Here is a 15,243-nt window from a genome sequence, read left to right as displayed (position 1 = left end):
TGCGCATGGCACAAACTCTGGAACTGGGGCTCGATACTTTCGGCGACGTCACGCGCGGCGCCGATGGGCGGGAACTGCCGCATGCTCAGGTGATCCGCAACGTCATCGCGGAGGGCGTGCTGGCCGATGAAGTCGGGCTCGATTTCTTCGGCGTCGGCGAGCATCACCGTGCGGACTTTGCAATCTCGGCACCCGATGTGGTGCTGGCGGCGATTGCGGCACGGACGCAGCGCATCCGGCTCGGATCGGCGGTGACGGTGCTGAGCTCGGACGATCCGGTGCGCGTGTTCCAGCGCTTTGCGACCTTGGATGCGGCTTCGAACGGACGTGCGGAGGTGATGCTGGGCCGTGGCTCGTTCACGGAGTCGTTTCCGCTGTTCGGCTACGCGCTCGATCAGTACGACAAGCTGTTCGCAGAGAAGCTCGACCTGTTCGTCAAGCTGCTGCGTGAAGAGACGGTGACGTGGCGCGGGGATACGCGGGCGCCGCTCACGGGGCAGCGCGTGTTTCCGCAAACGGAGAGCGGGACGCTGAAGACGTGGATCGGCGTCGGCGGCAGTCCGGAGTCTGTGGTGCGCACGGCGCGATACGGATTGCCGATGATGCTGGCGATCATCGGCGGCGATCCGAAGCGCTTCCAACCTTACGCCGAGCTCTATCGTGCTTCGCTGGGCGAATTCGGGCAACCGGAGTTGCCGATCGGCGTGCATTCGCCGGGCTACGTCGCTTCCAGCGATGAGCAGGCGCGCGAGGAGTTCTGGCCGGACTACAAGCGCATGCGCGATCAGATCGGCGCCGAGCGCGGGTGGCCGCCGATGCAGCGGGCTGAGTATGATCTCGAGATCGCCCGCGGCTCGCTGTATGTCGGGGCGTCGGAGACGGTGGCGCGGAAAATTGCGGCGACGGTAAAGGCGATCGGCGCGACGCGCTTCGATCTCAAATATAGCGCAGGCATGCTGCCGCACGAGAAGCTGATGCGCTGCATTGAGCTCTACGGCAGCAATGTCGCTCCGATGGTGCGCGATCTCGTCGGCTGAACAGGGTGACCGCGTGCGTATTGCCGGCGCGGCGCGGACGATACCGTGAATTGGCCACGCGATGGAGCGTCAGCTATGACGCCAGCGCATATCATTGATTCAGGTCAACGACGAGCGCGCTCGCAAATTCGAGCTTGCTCAAGAGCTGCCCCACCAAGAAGGCGTCATGCATAAGATCAAGCGCGCACTGATCCTCATCCTGGCCATTTGTGCCGCCGTCTGGCTGATCGCCGATCCGTGGGCGTTCAAAGAGGCTGCGGGTCTTTTCGAGGTTCGACGGCCAGCAATTCAATTGAGCGGCTTTCTCGCCATCGCCTTGATGAGCGTTGCGATGCTGCTGGCGCTTCGCCCGCGCTCGGTCGAGCCTCATCTTGGCGGGCTCGACAAGATGTACCGCCTGCACAAGTGGCTGGGTATCTCCGCGCTCGTGGTCGGTATCGTGCACTTTCTGTGGGCCAAGGGGCCGAAGTGGGCGGTCGGCTGGGGCTTGCTAGAACGCCCAACGCGCGGCCCGCGGCCGCCGATCGACAATCCGGTGGAACAGTTTCTCGCGGGCATGCGCGGCGCGGCCGAGGGGCTGGGCGAGTGGGCGTTCTATGCCGCCGTGCTTCTCATCGCGCTCGCGCTGATCAAGCGCTTTCCCTACTGGATATTTTGCAAGACGCATCGCCTGCTGGCGATTGCGTATCTCGTGCTGGTGTTTCACTCGGTGGTGCTGCTGAAGTTCAGCTACTGGACGTCGCCGATCGGGATCGTGCTCATTCCGCTGCTCGCAGGCGGCGTTTACGCAGCCGTCGTGGTGCTGCTGCGCCGCGTCGGCAGTGACCGGCAGATCGAGGGAAAGATCGCTTCGCTGCAGTACTATCCAGGCGTGCGGGCACTGGAAACCCGAATAGACGTGCCCGATGGCTGGCCCGGCCATAAGCCAGGACAGTTTGCCTTTGCGACGTCGGACCCTTCCGAGGGGCCGCATCCCTATACCATTGCGTCCGAGTGGACCGCGGGCAGCCGCCACATCACCTTCATCACGAAGGAGCTTGGGGATCACACCCGGCGCCTGCGCGACAAGCTACGCGTAGGGCAGAGCGTGAAGCTCGAGGGACCGTACGGGTGCTTCACCTTCGAGGACGACCTGAAGCGTCAGATCTGGATCGGCGGCGGCGTCGGCATCACGCCGTTCATCGCCAAGATGAAGCACAGGGCGGCGAGCGCCGCCAACTCGCCGGCGAATCCTGAGGTCGATCTTTTCCATGCGTCTGCAGAATACGATGAAGTGGCATTCGAGAAGCTCAAGGCCGACGCGGCAGCCGCGAATGTACGCCTGCACATCCTTCTCGATGCGCGCGATGGATTGTTGAGCGGAGAGCGGATTCGCGCCGAGGTTCCCCAGTGGCGCGAGGCGAGCATCTGGTTCTGCGGGCCGCCGGGGTTTGGTGACGCGTTGCGGCAGGATTTCGCGGCTCACGGTTTCAACGTTGCGGCGCAGTTCCATCAGGAGCTGTTCGCGATGCGTTGAACTAAGCGATTAGCGCTCGAAGGCTTCGGCGTAGACTTCGGGCTTGAAGCCGACGAGCAGCTTGCCGCGGCCGAGGTCGAGCACCGGGCGCTTGATGAGCGATGGCTGCGCCTGCATCAGCGTGATGGCCTTCTTTTCGGTGAGGCCCTGCTTGTCGGCGTCGGGGAGCTTGCGAAACGTGGTGCCCGCGCGATTGAGCAGCGTCTCCCAGCCGACCTTCTTGGACCACGCTTCGAGCCGCTCGCGGTCGATGCCGGCCTTCTTGTAGTCGTGGAAGTCATAGGCGACGCCGTGCTCGTCGAGCCAGGTGCGCGCCTTCTTCATCGTGTCGCAGTTGGGGATGCCGTAGATGGTGATGGCCATTTTCAGGCTCACTCCCACTCGATGGTGCCGGGGGGCTTGGAGGTGATGTCGTAGACGACGCGGTTGATGCCGCGCACCTCGTTGATGATGCGCGTCGCGGTCGGCCCCAGGAACGAATGCGGGAAGTCGTAATAGTCGGCGGTCATGCCGTCGGTGGACGTCACGGCGCGCAGAGCGCAGACGAAATCGTAGGTGCGTGCGTCGCCCATCACGCCGACGGTGCGCACCGGCAGCAGCACGGCAAAGGCCTGCCAGATCTTGTCGTAAAGGCCGGCCTTGCGGATCTCATCCAGATAGATCGCGTCGGCCTGGCGCAGAATGTTCAGCTTCTCCTCGGTGATCTCGCCGGGGATGCGAATGGCGAGGCCGGGGCCGGGGAACGGATGGCGGCCGACGAAGCTTTCGGGCAGGCCAAGCTCGCGGCCGAGCGCGCGCACTTCGTCCTTGAAGAGTTCGCGCAGCGGCTCCACGAGCTTCAGATTCATGCGCTCGGGCAGGCCGCCGACGTTGTGGTGCGATTTGATCGTCACCGATGGGCCGCCGGTGAAGGAGACGCTTTCGATCACGTCGGGATAGAGCGTGCCTTGCGCGAGGAAGTCAGCGCCGCCGAGCTTTCTGGCTTCTTCCTCGAACACGTCGATGAAGAGGCCGCCGATGATCTTGCGCTTCTGCTCGGGGTCCGATTTGCCGGCAAGCGCTGAGAGAAAGCGATCCTTGGCGTCAACGTGGACGAGCGGAATGTTGTAGTGCTCACGGAACAGGCTGACGACCTCGGCAGCCTCGTTCTGGCGCATGAGACCGTGGTCGACGAAGATGCAGGTGAGCTGATCGCCGATCGCCTCGTGGATGAGCACGGATGCAACGGCCGAATCGACGCCGCCGGAGAGGCCGGAGATCACGCGCGCGCCGCCGACCTGCTTGCGGATCTTGTCGATCTCGGATGAGCGGAAGTGCGCCATGGTCCAGTCGTTCTTGAGACCGGCGATCTTGTGCACAAAGTTGGAGAGCAGCTTGGCACCGTCCGGCGTGTGCACCACCTCGGGGTGGAACATCGTCGTGTAGATGCGGCGGGCCTCATCGGTCGCTACTGCGAAGGGAGCGTTCTCGCTGGTCGCCTTGACAGTGATGCCCTCGGGCATGCGCGTGACGCGGTCGCCGTGGCTCATCCACACGGGATACCGCTTGCCGACCTCCCAGATGCCGTCGAACAGGGCGGACGGCTCCTTGATCAGAACTTCGGCGCGGCCGAACTCAGCCGGGTGGCCGCCTTCGACGGTGCCGCCGAGCTGAACGGCAGTGGTCTGCTGGCCGTAGCAGATGGAGAGGATCGGCAGGCCGCTGTCGAATACGCCTTGCGGGGCGCGAGGTGAGCCCTCGGCCGTAACCGAGGCCGGACCACCCGACAGCACGAGGGCCTTTGGCTGCAGGCGCTGCATCGCCGCTTCGGCCTGGTTGAACGGCACGATCTCAGAGTAGACGCCGGCCTCGCGCACGCGGCGCGCGATGAGCTGGGTTACCTGGCTGCCAAAATCGATGATGAGGACGGTATCGGTCACAAAAGCCCCGCGGTTGTGGCCCTAGGCGGCCCATAGATCACCCGACCGGTGGAGCGTCAAGGCGCGCTGGCGCCGCGATTTTGCGGCGATTCGGGTGCTGCCCGAAAAAAGTTGTGCGGGCGTGTCGATCTTGGGGGCGCCCGTTCGACGTTCTGTCAGAGCCGGGAATTCGCCGGGCTCAAAAAATCCGCCAAAAGGGGAAGAAGCCAATGAGATTCATAGTGTTCGTCAAGGCGACAAAGGATTCTGAAGCCGGCGTCATGCCCTCGGAGGAGCTTCTCGACGCGATGGGGAAGTTCAATGAGGAGATGGTGAAGGCCGGCGTGATGCTGGACGGTAACGGACTGCAGCCTAGCGCCAAGGGCGCGCGCGTGCGCTTTTCGGGCGACAAACGCACGGTGATCGACGGGCCGTTCACGGAAACCAAGGAGCTGATCGCCGGCTACTGGCTGCTGCAGTGCAAGTCGCTGGCGGAGGCGGTCGAGTGGATCAAACGTTGCCCGAACCCGCACATGGTCGACAGCGAGATCGAGATCCGGCCGCTGTTCGAGCTGGAAGACTTCGGTGAGAGCGAGGCGATCGAGCGTCATCGCCGGCTCGACGCGCAGCTCAAGAGCTGAACCGCCCAGGGCAAAAAATCTGGAGCTAATTGTCGATCTGCGTCTGTGCCGATCGACGTGACGATAGGGCCGGAGGACCCCGGCTGGCTGCAACCGATGGGAGAAGAACGATGCGCTTCATGTCGATCGTGAAGTCCTCGGAAGAAAACAGGATGAGCGCGCCGCCACAGGCGCTGATGGACGCAGTGGGCAAGCTCGGTGAAGAGCTGACCCGAGCGGGTGTGATGGTCGGAATGGGAGGCCTGCTGCCGTCGTCGGTGGGCGGCTTCCGCGTCCGTCAGCAAGGACGCAAGCTGGCGATAACCGACGGGCCTTTCACGGAAGCCAAGGAGCTTATCGGCGGCTTTGCCATATTCGAGGTGGCGAGCCGTGAGGAAGCTATGGAGCTGGCCATCCGCTTCATGGAGCTGCACCTAGAGCACTGGCCGGACTGGGTGGGCGAAACCGAAGTGCGGCAGATGTTCGAGGGCGACGGTTGCCCCGATGCCGAAGCGTTGGCAGACGCCAGCGCGCAGGCGATCCGCTAGCCTCATTCTTGCTAGCGGATGGCGATGATGCTGTGATCGGCAGCCATGACGGTTGCCGATCACAACAGCGCCATTGAAGCGACGTTTCGCATTGAGCAGGCGAAGCTCATTGCTGCCCTAACGCGCATGGTGCGCGATGTCGGCGTTGCCGAGGAACTGGCGCAGGACGCACTGCTGGCGGCGCTGGAGCAATGGCCGCGGTCGGGCATTCCCGAAAAGCCGGGCGCGTGGCTGATGGCCGCCGCGAAGAACCGTGCCATCGACCGGTTCCGGCGCGCAAAGCTCATCGACGCCAAGCACGGTGAGCTGCAAGCTGAGCTGGGCTCAGAGAGCGACGCGCAGATGCCGGATCTCGATGCCGCGCTCGATGACGACATCGGCGATGACCTTTTGCGGCTGATGTTCATCTCGTGCCATCCGGTACTCGGCCGGGACGCGCAGGTGGCGTTGACGTTGCGGCTGATCGGCGGTCTCAAGACGGAGGAGATCGCGCGCGCGTTCCTGGTTCCGGAGCCGACGATTGCGCAACGCATCGTGCGGGCGAAGCGTACGCTCTCCGAGCGCCGTGTGCCGTTCGAAGCGCCGCGGGGAGAGGCGCTGAACGAGCGGCTGCAATCGGTGCTGGCCGTGATCTATCTCATCTTCAACGAAGGCTATGCAGCGACGGCGGGCGATGACTGGATGCGCCCGCAGCTGTGCGAAGAGGCGCTGCGTATCGGGCGCATTCTTGCTGAGCTGCCGCACGGCGAGCCGGAAGTACACGGGCTCGTCGGCCTGATGGAACTGCAGGCCTCGCGACTTGGCGCTCGCCGCGGACCGGACGGCGAGCCGGTGCTGCTGCTCGCGCAGGATCGTGCTCGCTGGGATCAGTTGCTCATCCGGCGCGGAATGGCTGCGCTGAGCCGCGCGCAGTCTCTCGGCGAAGGCTTGGGGCCCTATGGCATCCAAGCCGCGATTGCGTCGTGTCATGCAAGAGCGCGCACGGCCGAAGAGACCGACTGGGCGGCCATCGTGGGGCTCTATGGCAGGCTCGGCGCGGTGATGCCGTCTCCGGTGGTCGAATTGAACAGGGCGGTGGCGCTGTCGATGCACATGGGGCCTGAGGCAGGACTCAGAATTGTCGATGCCCTGATCGCGGAGCCGAGCCTCAATGGCTATCACCTGCTGCCGAGCGTGCGCGGCGATCTGCTGGAGAAGCTCGGCCGGTGTGAAGAGGCGCGGGTCGAGTTCGAACGCGCGGCCGGCCTGACGCAGAATGCGCGCGAGCGAGCGCTACTGCTTCGGCGCGCCGAGGCATGCGCGGGACGCTCCGTTACCGGCGCTTAACCATAGCTGCGCTCCCCGCACGTTGGCGGCGGTCGGGATCAACTCCGCGAGGCAGGTGGCACGGGTCTTGTTTCGTCTTCTTCGAAATGACGCGGGCCGCTGACGACTGGCCCCAAAAGACACGCATTTGTCTCTCGAAGGAGCATCCCTTGGCCAACGTCGCTGGAGCATTTCTGGACATCATTGCGGAAGACGCCGACGAAGGGCGCGGGACCAGGCACTTTTATGAATCGCCGAAGGCAAAACTGCTGCGGTGGGTCATGGGCACGGCCTATGCGTTGCACCCAAAGCGCGTTGCAGAGGTGCCTTTTCTACTGAAGGCGATGGCGGCGGACATCTGGCGCGGCGGGACGCGGCTGCCGATCGAAGCCACGATTCACGCGCGCCCGGCCAATTTCGCTGGCGTGTGCCGCGATATCACGCCAGAGCGCATCGTCTCGGCCGCGCGTCAGGGGTTCTTTCCGTGGTGCCACATCGGTCCGCTGAAGTGGTGGACGCGGCAGGAGCGCATGGTGCTGTTCCTCACCGAGCAGCACATCGCCAAGCGGCTGCGCCGCGAGATGCGCAAGACGGACTATCGCATCACATTCGATCAGGCGTTCGATCAAGTGATCCAAGCGTGCGCCGAGCCGCGCAAGGGCCGGCCGCTGGGCCTCACCTGGGTGACCCCGAAGATCATGTCGCTCTATGCGGCGCTGCATGACACCGGCGTTGCGCACTCGTTCGAGGTGTGGAGCGCCGACGGCGATCTCATCGGCGGCGGCTACGGCATTTCGATCGGGCGTGTGTTCTATACGGAATCACAGTTCAGCCGGCGGTCGAACACGTCGAAGATGGGCTTTGCGTCGCTGAATCATCACCTTGCCAAGTGGGGCTATGTGCTGAACGACGGCAAGGACTTCACAACGACCATCGATGCTATGGGATTCCGCTCGATCCCAAGGTGCGAGTTCGAGGCGGTGCTGAAGGAGCATGCGCACGCGGGTGGTCACGCGGGCACGTGGCAGGTCGAGGATGATCTTGCCACGGTGGCAGCGCGCGCGTAGCGGCTATCTGGTGGCGCCGGCTCAGAGATGTGTCGGCGCTACGCCGTGACGATGCCGGCGTCGATGAGGATGCGGGCGGTGTAGAAGCCGACGTACCACATGATCGTATAGCCCAGCTGGCCCGACACAGCCGTCGCGACGAGATATAGCAGCGTCGCTTTCCAGATCGGCATAGCCCAGAAGCGGCGATGGATGGCGACGAAGTAAGCCCATAGCAGCAGGGCCAGGGCGACCGAGATGCCCGTCATCGGCTCGAACAGCTGGGCCTCGGTGAGGCTGCCAAGCCCCGTCATGCTGACGCCGTTCAACATCACCTTCGCAACGAACTCATAGGCGCCGTAGATCGGGGCGATGAAGCCAAGGGCAATGGCATACAGCTTGAAGTAGGCAGCGAGGGAGCGCTTCTCCTTGGCGAAGAAGCGGAACAATAGGTAAGCGATCAAAAAGGTGAGGACGACGCCGAAGTAGATGCCGACTTGCGACAGCGCCTTCATCAGCGTCTGCATGCTCTCGCTCACGGCGGCGCCACCGGTCGGCACGACCATGCGCATGACGACGGGTACGAAGAGCAGGCAGTAGAGAGCGATGCCCGTGAGCGCGAAGGACAAATAGCTACGGTAGCTTCTATCGTCGGCGAGCGCTGTCGTCTGGCGCACGGGCGAAGAGAGTATCTTCAGGTAGACGATGGGGAAGCTGCGGCGCACGGGAGCGGCTGCTGATCCTAGAAAGCCCAGGGAGCTTAGGCGCAAATCGGCGCCGCAGCTCGCGCAGAAATTTCCCGAGGCGACAGCGCCGCATTCGCCGCAAGCGCTGCCAACCGCATCAACCGACGAAGCCGTGCTTCCAGCGTGCATGGTGCCCCCCAAGGTACGCCTACGGACCTTTTAGCAGACGTAGGGGCGGGCGCCCAGATGCACGATCAGGAGTTGAGCCGCCAAATCTCGAAGTTCAGCGCAGCGGCGTAGGAAACCCACAGAAAATAGGGAACGAACAGCAGCGCCGCGGTGCGGCGCACGGGCCACGCGGCGATAATGAACGCCAAGATCACCAGCCACAGTGCGCCAATATCGATAAGTGCCGGCGTGATCTGCTTCTGACCGAACATCAGGTACGACCAGGCGCCATTGAGAACGAGCTGGAGCAACCAGAGCCAGAACAAGGGCCCAAGCCCCTGGGCGCGCCAGACGATCCATCCCGCGATGGCGATCATAACGTAGAGCGCTGCCCAGACGGGTGGAAAGAGCTCGTTGGGCGGCGTCCACGCGGGCTTTTGCAGCGCCGCGTAGAACGGCCCGGGCAGATAGGTCGTGCCGGTATACGCGGTGGCGGCGACGAGAAGCAGAAAGACTAGGAGACTCACATATTTCGTCACTGAGCAGCCTCAACCTGGGGTGCAGTACTCTTTCCGACGATGTTGAGCCGTTCCACGGCAGCGCCGAGGATCTGGCCCAACAGCTCGGAGTACCGCATACCGGCAAAAGCCGCCATTAAGTTGACCTTGCCGTCCCAGCACCAACCAGGATTGGGATTTACTTCGAGCAGCTTGATCTCGCCGCGCGCATCGGCGCGGAAATCGAAGCGCGCGTAGTCGCGGCAGCCGAGGCGCTCGAACAGGCGCGTGGAATGCTCGACGAGCTGCTGCTGCTGAAGCTCGGACAGTTCGGCCTCATGGTAGGAGACCTGCGTCCAATAGGGGCTGTCAGGCTCCCACTTCGATTCGTAGCCAAGAATTTTCGGTAGCGTCGGGTCCAGCTTGGAGAAGTCGACCTCGAGGATCGGCAGAGCGCGCAGGCCTTGGTCGGGGTTGCCGACCAGGGTCACGGAGTATTCCGCGCCGGTGAGATACTCCTGCACGAGGATGGGGCGCTTGGGGAACGCGACGCGCAAACGCTCGAGATAATCGAGCAGCCCCTTCTCGTTGCTGACGACCGCATCCTTGGTGATGCCCTGCGAGCTGTCGCCGTAGTTCGGCTTCAGCAGCGCCGGGAAGACCGACGGCAAATGCGCGCCCTGATCGCCCGGGCGCACGTGCGTTTCCAGTGGCACGGGAACGTCGAGCGTCATAGCGACCGCACGCACAAGGCCTTTGTCGTAGCACGCAGCGAGCGCCGGCGGGCCGGCGCCCGTGTACGGCAACTCGAGCGATTCCAGCATCGCGGGGACGTGCAGCTCTTTGAACGGGTCGTTGTTGAAGCCTTCGTCGCACAGATTGAACACGAGATCGGTGCGCAGCTCCGACAGATCGCGGTCGAGCGTGGTGTGATTGTCGAGATAGCGGAACTTATAGTTCTTCAGCTCCGACAGAGCATCCTTGAGGCGGCGGATTGTCTCGTAGTCCTCAGGGTTGAAGGCGCCGCCGCGCTTCACGGTATCGGGCAGGCGCGGGTCACCCATCAGAACAGTGACGTCGATCTGGTGCACCTTGCCTTTCGGCTTGCGGATCGGCAGAGCTGGGGCGTCGGCCGACAGCAAGAGGCGGCGCGCCATCATGCCGAGATCCTGGTCGCGATCCGAAAGCGCCTCGGCACTGCCATGGTGGCGCACGTTGCGGAAGCCGGTCTTTTCCAGAAGCTTGGCGATGCTTTCGCGCGTGTAGAGGCGCTCGGCGTAGAACTGGTCGGCGATGACGCCCAACTCGTCGTGGACGATCACCTCGCGCGAGATGAGACGCTCGCGGTCACCGGAGAGCGAGCGCTCGCGGCAGACGAAGTGGTGCTCGTCGATCCACTCCCACGAGCGGCGTTCGAAATGGTCGGCCATGTAGGCGCCATCGGTGATGTCGAGCACGAGCTGGCCGGAAGGGCGCAGAATCTTGCCGACGGCGGAGAGCACCTTCTCGTCGTCCTGCTTATTGGAGAAGTAGCCGAACGAGTTGCCCATGATAGCGACGCAGTCGAAGCTGGTCTCGGGCAGGCGCGGGTTGCGCGCATCGCCTTCCTTGAACACGACCTGCAGGCGTTCGTTCTGTGCGCGCTTCTTGGCGAGGCGCACGAGGTAGCGCGAGCGGTCGACGCCGGTGACGTTCTTGAAGCCGCGGCGGGCAAGTTCAAGGCAATGGCGTCCCTGACCGCAGCACAGATCAAGGATCTGGCTGTGCGGCTGAACAGCGGCGGCGGCGGTGATGAAGTCCACATCGCGGCGCGTGTTCTCGACGTTCTCGACGACGTCGCCGTCGGTCTTCACGTAGAGAGCGTTGAAGAGTTTACGCCACCATTCGGCGGGGAGGTGCGCTTCAAGATCCGCGACGGGACCGAGGCACGAGCGCGGCGCGGGCCGCTTAGGGCGCTTCGCCTTGGCAACGGATGCCATGATGGACGTTTGTCCTCAAATGGCCGCGCTCTGGCTGGGGCTTTTCATGCCCGCGTCAGCCGGCGATCGGCCGAACAATTTCACAGGCCCCTCTGGCCTCAACACGGCGGGAACTTATTGGCGAATTACGACTTTGCAAGTGGCTTTGAAGAATTTTCCGCGTCCGTAGTAATAGTGCTCGATCACGGTTTGTGTCGGCGCATTAACGCAACAAAAAACCCATCGGTTCCGTGCTGTGCGGGCGTGAGCTGAAGTGTGTCGGTGCGACCGTCGGCAGAGCGTGGCGCCTCCCCACCGACGCGGCTTGCCCAGACATCGGCGTAGGGCTCGACGGCAAAGTCGGGATGGGCTGCGAGGAAGGCGTCGACCTGATCGCGATTCTCTTCGGGCAGCACCGAGCAGGTGACGTAGACAAGCGTGCCGCCCGGCTTGGTCAGGCTAGCGCCGAGTTCGAGGACGGCTTGCTGCTCGGCTTGGCGCTCGGGAATGTTGGCGGCCTTGATGCGCCACTTGGCGTCCGGCTTGCGGCGCCATGTTCCCGAGCCGGTGCACGGCGCATCGACGAACACGAGGTCGAAGCGGGCGCCCAGCGCTGCGAGCGCTGCTTCATCGCCAGCTTCCATCACCTGAACATTGCGCACGCCGGCGCGCTTCAGGCGCTCGAAGATCGGACGGAGCTGCTTCTTGTCGGCGTCATAGGCGTAGATCTGTCCGGTATTCTGCATGCCGGCGGCGAGCGCCAGAGTCTTGCCGCCGGCGCCGGCGCAGAGATCGAGCACCTGCATGCGCGGGCCGGCGCCCGCCAGGAGCGCGGCAAGCTGCGAGCCTTCGTCCTGGACCTCGTACCAGCCCTTGCCGTGGGCAGTCTCGGCTTCGAGGTGGGGTGATTTGGCGGCGCCTTCGGGAGCGGGCACGCGCACGCCGGCCGGCGCAAAGGCGGTGGCCTCGGCGCCGAAGCGGCCGAGTGCCTTCAGGACCTTCTCTTGCGTTGCCTTGAGCGTGTTGACGCGCAGGTCAACGGGAGCGCGGACGGAGAGCGCGGCCCCTTCCTTCGCAGCGGAAGCGCCAAACGCGCGCTCGAACGAGGGCAGCAGCCAGGCTGGAATGTCGCCGCGGACGTTTGCCGGGGCATCACCGGGAAGATCGGCAGCAAGGCCCTGGCGCTCGGCGTCGGTCAACGGCGCGAGGGCATGCTCGGAGCCGTCGGCGGCGAGCGCTAACTCGTCCAGCGTCAGTCCCAGAGCGCGCGGCGCGGCACCCAGCGCCAATGCACGTGGGGTGTCTTCACCCATGCGTGCGCCAATCGAAGCCCGGCGGCGCAGCGCGTCGAACACGAGCGTGCCGATGGCAGCGCGGTCGCCCGAGCCCGCGAAGCGGTGTGCGCGGCCCCAGTCAGCGAGGGCCATCGATGCCGGTCGATGGCGATTGAGGATGTCGTCAAGAACCTCGGCCGCAGCCGCGATCCGCGCTCCAGCGCGCATCGGCTAGGCCCCCGTCGCTAGAATGCGCACGGCCAGGATCAGCCACATGGCGGCGAGCGTGATGACGCCGATGCCGAAAGCGGCGCCGCGCAGGCGCACGACGTTCGAGCCGGTGTGAATGAAGGCGCGCACGAGGCGGGAGATCACGAACACCCATGCCAGCACGACAAACACGATGCTGTTGGTCGAGGTGATGAGGATGAACGCCACCACCGCGTAAAACAGCATCGGCAGCTCGAGCTCGTTCTGGTAGCTGTTGGCCACCTGGAGCACGTGCGGCGGCCAGTTCGGCTGGCGTAGCGCCACGTCGGATGGCTTCACGGCGCCCGACCGCAACGCCCGCAAGCGAAGCCGGGCCGCCCATAGCAGGACTGCGAACGTCAGGGCGACCTGAACGAAGACCGGCAGCATCAGGCTGGAAACGGGCATACCGGTCTCCTCAAGGATCAGACGGAGCCGGGATAGTTCGGGCTCTCGCGGGTAATAAGAACGCCGTGGGCGTGGCTCTCGTGGATCGAGGCCGGTGAGACGCGGATGAACTTTGCCGTTGCGCGAAGCTCAGGGAACGTCTTGGCGCCGAGGTAGCCCATGCCGGCGCGCAGTCCGCCGACGAGCTGGTGCACCACGCCTTCAGCCGGTCCCTTATAGGGCACCTGGCCCTCGATGCCCTCGGGCACGAGCTTCAGAGTGTCCTTTACTTCCTGCTGGAAGTAACGGTCAGCCGAGCCGCGGGCCATGGCGCCGATGGAGCCCATGCCGCGATAGGCCTTGTAGGTGCGGCCCTGGTAGAAATAGGTCTCGCCGGGAGATTCATCGGTGCCGGCCAGCAGCGAGCCGATCATCACGCAGGATGCACCGGCTGCCATCGCCTTTACCGCGTCGCCCGAATACTTGATGCCGCCGTCGGCGATGACGGGGACGCCGTGCTTGGAGGCTTCCTCGGCGCAATCCATGATGGCGGTGAGCTGGGGCACGCCGACACCAGCGACGATACGCGTGGTGCAGATCGAGCCTGGGCCGATGCCGACCTTGATTGCGTCGGCGCCGCAATCGATGAGGGCCCTGGTCGCGTCGGCGGTGGCAACGTTGCCGGCAACGACCTGGACGCTGTTCGACAGCTTCTTGATGCGTCTCACCGCATCGAGCACGCGGCTCGAGTGGCCGTGCGCGGTATCGACGACGATAAGATCGCAGCCGGCAGCCATCAAAAGCTCAGTGCGATGGAAACCGTCCTCGCCGACCGTGGTGGCGGCGGCGACGCGCAGGCGCCCTTCCGAGTCCTTAGAAGCGTGCGGGTGCTTCTGCGCCTTCTCGATGTCCTTGACGGTGATGAGGCCGATGCAGTGCTTCTCGTCGTCAATGACGAGGAGCTTCTCGATGCGGTTCTCGTGCAGGAGGCGCTTGGCGTCCTCGCGCGAGACCGAGCGCTTCACGGTGACCAGCTTGTCCTTGGTCATCAGCTCGGAGACAGGCTGATCGAGGTTGGTGGCAAAGCGCACGTCGCGGTTGGTCAGGATGCCGACGAGGCGGCCCTTGGCGCTGCCGTCCGGCTTCTCGACCACTGGAACGCCCGAGATGCTGTGCTCCGCCATCATGGCGAGGGCGGAGCGGAGCGAAGCTTCCGGATTGATGGTGACCGGGTTGAGAACGATGCCGGATTCATACTTTTTCACCATGGCGACCTGGCGAGCCTGCTCTTCAGGCGTCAGGTTGCGATGGATGACGCCGATGCCGCCTTCCTGGGCCATAGCTATGGCAAGGCGCGCCTCGGTCACGGTGTCCATCGCGGAGGATATGACCGGAATGTTGAGGCGGATCGAACGCGTTAGCTGGGTGCTGACGTCGGCCTGGCTCGGCAGGATTTCCGATGCGGCAGGCACCAGAAGGACGTCGTCAAACGTCAACGCGACGTTGGAATCAATTTTGATCGGGCCATTACGTGCGGCCATCGTGAGGGTTTCTCCTGAGGGCTGGGCGACATTGTTCCGGGCCCAGCGGAAACGATGTCGGCAGGGCTATACCACCGGAGTCGTGGTGAGGGAAGCTGGCAGCCCTGCGACGGGTTGGGCAGCGGTGGACGACGTGGCCACCGGGCTCCGAAAGCCGCGTCGGGCCCCACAGGAGTTGAAGATCAGATGCCGTCTGAGGCCAGCGTGACGAGGCGGGGAAGGGCGGGAGCTGCTTGGACTTCCCAATTCTCGACCGGCTCACCCCGCCAGCTGGGCGAGGGAGAAATCGCTGAAATCGCTATGGCGGGCGGCGGCAGGGTCGGCACGATGAGCGCGTAAAGGAAAAGCAGTCCGAGGCAGGCGGTGGACGCGACCATCGCGGTCATCGAGATCAGGAACAGGCGCATAGCATCGGCTCGCAGTTTCCAGGGGGAAGCGTTTGTCTTCCCGCTAGAAACTCTCGTCCAAGAGCGCCGGTTCCGCCCGAATGTTAAGAGCGGTACCGTTCTGACA

15 protein-coding genes are annotated in these 15,243 nt (G+C 64.2%); 6 read left to right on the top strand and 9 right to left on the bottom strand.

Translation table 11 applies throughout. The features are described from left to right. Positions 1 to 5 precede the first annotated feature (5 nt). Both ACP15D_RS15745 and ACP15D_RS15740 read left to right on the top strand, forming a co-directional pair. On the top strand, positions 6 to 1,037 hold the full coding sequence (locus ACP15D_RS15745) for an LLM class flavin-dependent oxidoreductase (protein ID WP_424958379.1): 1,032 nt from the start codon (positions 6 to 8) through the stop codon (positions 1,035 to 1,037). A 166-nt stretch (positions 1,038 to 1,203) separates the two neighbouring features. Then, positions 1,204 to 2,553 carry a ferredoxin reductase family protein gene (locus tag ACP15D_RS15740; protein ID WP_424958378.1) on the top strand — a complete coding sequence of 450 codons (1,350 nt, stop codon included), beginning with the start codon at positions 1,204 to 1,206 and terminating at the stop codon, positions 2,551 to 2,553. Positions 2,554 to 2,562: 9 nt separating this feature from the next. Here the strand turns inward: ACP15D_RS15740 and ACP15D_RS15735 are convergent, their stop codons facing one another. Both ACP15D_RS15735 and guaA read right to left on the bottom strand, forming a co-directional pair. After that, positions 2,563 to 2,916 carry an ArsC family reductase gene (locus ACP15D_RS15735; protein ID WP_424959252.1) on the bottom strand — a complete coding sequence of 118 codons (354 nt, stop codon included), beginning with the start codon at positions 2,914 to 2,916 and terminating at the stop codon, positions 2,563 to 2,565. 8 nt (positions 2,917 to 2,924) lie between these two features. Next, positions 2,925 to 4,472 (bottom strand): glutamine-hydrolyzing GMP synthase, encoded by a 1,548-nt coding sequence (gene guaA, locus ACP15D_RS15730; protein WP_424958377.1) that lies wholly within the window; start codon positions 4,470 to 4,472, stop codon positions 2,925 to 2,927. Positions 4,473 to 4,681: 209 nt separating this feature from the next. Here guaA and ACP15D_RS15725 point away from each other — a divergent pair, with 209 nt between their 5' ends. The 4 genes from ACP15D_RS15725 to ACP15D_RS15710 all read left to right on the top strand — a co-directional run bounded on the left by ACP15D_RS15725 (position 4,682) and on the right by ACP15D_RS15710 (position 7,991). Then, positions 4,682 to 5,092: a YciI family protein gene (locus ACP15D_RS15725; RefSeq protein ID WP_424958376.1), complete on the top strand. Its 411-nt coding sequence runs from the start codon at positions 4,682 to 4,684 to the stop codon at positions 5,090 to 5,092. Between the two features lie 110 nt (positions 5,093 to 5,202). Continuing rightward, positions 5,203 to 5,619: a YciI family protein gene (locus ACP15D_RS15720; RefSeq protein ID WP_424958375.1), complete on the top strand. Its 417-nt coding sequence runs from the start codon at positions 5,203 to 5,205 to the stop codon at positions 5,617 to 5,619. Between the two features lie 45 nt (positions 5,620 to 5,664). Further along, positions 5,665 to 6,945, top strand: a complete 1,281-nt coding sequence (locus ACP15D_RS15715; RefSeq protein ID WP_424958374.1) for an RNA polymerase sigma factor — start codon at positions 5,665 to 5,667, stop codon at positions 6,943 to 6,945. Positions 6,946 to 7,094: 149 nt separating this feature from the next. After that, positions 7,095 to 7,991: a leucyl/phenylalanyl-tRNA--protein transferase gene (locus ACP15D_RS15710; protein ID WP_424958373.1), complete on the top strand. Its 897-nt coding sequence runs from the start codon at positions 7,095 to 7,097 to the stop codon at positions 7,989 to 7,991. A 38-nt stretch (positions 7,992 to 8,029) separates the two neighbouring features. Here ACP15D_RS15710 and ACP15D_RS15705 read toward each other — a convergent pair whose 3' ends face one another. From ACP15D_RS15705 to ACP15D_RS15675, 7 genes are all read right to left on the bottom strand, one after another. Continuing rightward, the gene (locus ACP15D_RS15705; RefSeq protein WP_424958372.1) at positions 8,030 to 8,695 is read right to left on the bottom strand and encodes a hypothetical protein; all 666 of its coding nucleotides are present in this window, start codon (positions 8,693 to 8,695) and stop codon (positions 8,030 to 8,032) included. Positions 8,696 to 8,910: 215 nt separating this feature from the next. Then, positions 8,911 to 9,363: a TspO/MBR family protein gene (locus ACP15D_RS15700; protein ID WP_424958371.1), complete on the bottom strand. Its 453-nt coding sequence runs from the start codon at positions 9,361 to 9,363 to the stop codon at positions 8,911 to 8,913. Then, on the bottom strand, positions 9,360 to 11,300 hold the full coding sequence (locus ACP15D_RS15695; RefSeq protein WP_424958370.1) for a methyltransferase domain-containing protein: 1,941 nt from the start codon (positions 11,298 to 11,300) through the stop codon (positions 9,360 to 9,362). Before ACP15D_RS15695 ends, ACP15D_RS15700 begins: the two co-directional genes overlap by 4 nt. 182 nt (positions 11,301 to 11,482) lie before the next feature. Further along, complete coding sequence (locus ACP15D_RS15690; protein WP_424958369.1) at positions 11,483 to 12,781, bottom strand: RsmB/NOP family class I SAM-dependent RNA methyltransferase; 1,299 nt, start codon at positions 12,779 to 12,781, stop codon at positions 11,483 to 11,485. 3 nt (positions 12,782 to 12,784) lie between these two features. Continuing rightward, positions 12,785 to 13,210 (bottom strand): MAPEG family protein, encoded by a 426-nt coding sequence (locus ACP15D_RS15685; RefSeq protein WP_424958368.1) that lies wholly within the window; start codon positions 13,208 to 13,210, stop codon positions 12,785 to 12,787. 17 nt (positions 13,211 to 13,227) lie between these two features. Continuing rightward, the gene (gene guaB, locus ACP15D_RS15680) at positions 13,228 to 14,730 is read right to left on the bottom strand and encodes an IMP dehydrogenase (protein WP_424958367.1); all 1,503 of its coding nucleotides are present in this window, start codon (positions 14,728 to 14,730) and stop codon (positions 13,228 to 13,230) included. A gap of 182 nt (positions 14,731 to 14,912) precedes the next feature. Continuing rightward, positions 14,913 to 15,137: a hypothetical protein gene (locus tag ACP15D_RS15675; protein ID WP_424958366.1), complete on the bottom strand. Its 225-nt coding sequence runs from the start codon at positions 15,135 to 15,137 to the stop codon at positions 14,913 to 14,915. Positions 15,138 to 15,243 lie beyond the last annotated feature (106 nt).

Source organism: Hyphomicrobium sp. 1Nfss2.1 (assembly GCF_965243865.1).
Taxonomy (GTDB): Bacteria; Pseudomonadota; Alphaproteobacteria; order Rhizobiales; family Hyphomicrobiaceae; genus Hyphomicrobium_A.
Note: the sequence above shows the minus strand (reverse complement) of the source record. Positions and strands in the feature narration are given on the sequence as shown.

What these genes read in the sequence shown, in the direction of transcription:
- ACP15D_RS15745 (WP_424958379.1), top strand. Translation starts at nt 6, where the DNA reads ATGGCACAAACTCTGGAACTGGGGCTCGATACTTTCGGCGACGTCACG.
- ACP15D_RS15740 (WP_424958378.1), top strand. Translation starts at nt 1,204, where the DNA reads ATGCATAAGATCAAGCGCGCACTGATCCTCATCCTGGCCATTTGTGCC.
- ACP15D_RS15735 (WP_424959252.1), bottom strand. Translation starts at nt 2,916, where the DNA reads ATGGCCATCACCATCTACGGCATCCCCAACTGCGACACGATGAAGAAG.
- ACP15D_RS15725 (WP_424958376.1), top strand. Translation starts at nt 4,682, where the DNA reads ATGAGATTCATAGTGTTCGTCAAGGCGACAAAGGATTCTGAAGCCGGC.
- ACP15D_RS15720 (WP_424958375.1), top strand. Translation starts at nt 5,203, where the DNA reads ATGCGCTTCATGTCGATCGTGAAGTCCTCGGAAGAAAACAGGATGAGC.
- ACP15D_RS15715 (WP_424958374.1), top strand. Translation starts at nt 5,665, where the DNA reads ATGACGGTTGCCGATCACAACAGCGCCATTGAAGCGACGTTTCGCATT.
- ACP15D_RS15695 (WP_424958370.1), bottom strand. Translation starts at nt 11,300, where the DNA reads ATGGCATCCGTTGCCAAGGCGAAGCGCCCTAAGCGGCCCGCGCCGCGC.
- ACP15D_RS15690 (WP_424958369.1), bottom strand. Translation starts at nt 12,781, where the DNA reads ATGCGCGCTGGAGCGCGGATCGCGGCTGCGGCCGAGGTTCTTGACGAC.
- ACP15D_RS15685 (WP_424958368.1), bottom strand. Translation starts at nt 13,210, where the DNA reads ATGCCCGTTTCCAGCCTGATGCTGCCGGTCTTCGTTCAGGTCGCCCTG.
- guaB (WP_424958367.1), bottom strand. Translation starts at nt 14,730, where the DNA reads ATGGCCGCACGTAATGGCCCGATCAAAATTGATTCCAACGTCGCGTTG.
- ACP15D_RS15675 (WP_424958366.1), bottom strand. Translation starts at nt 15,137, where the DNA reads ATGCGCCTGTTCCTGATCTCGATGACCGCGATGGTCGCGTCCACCGCC.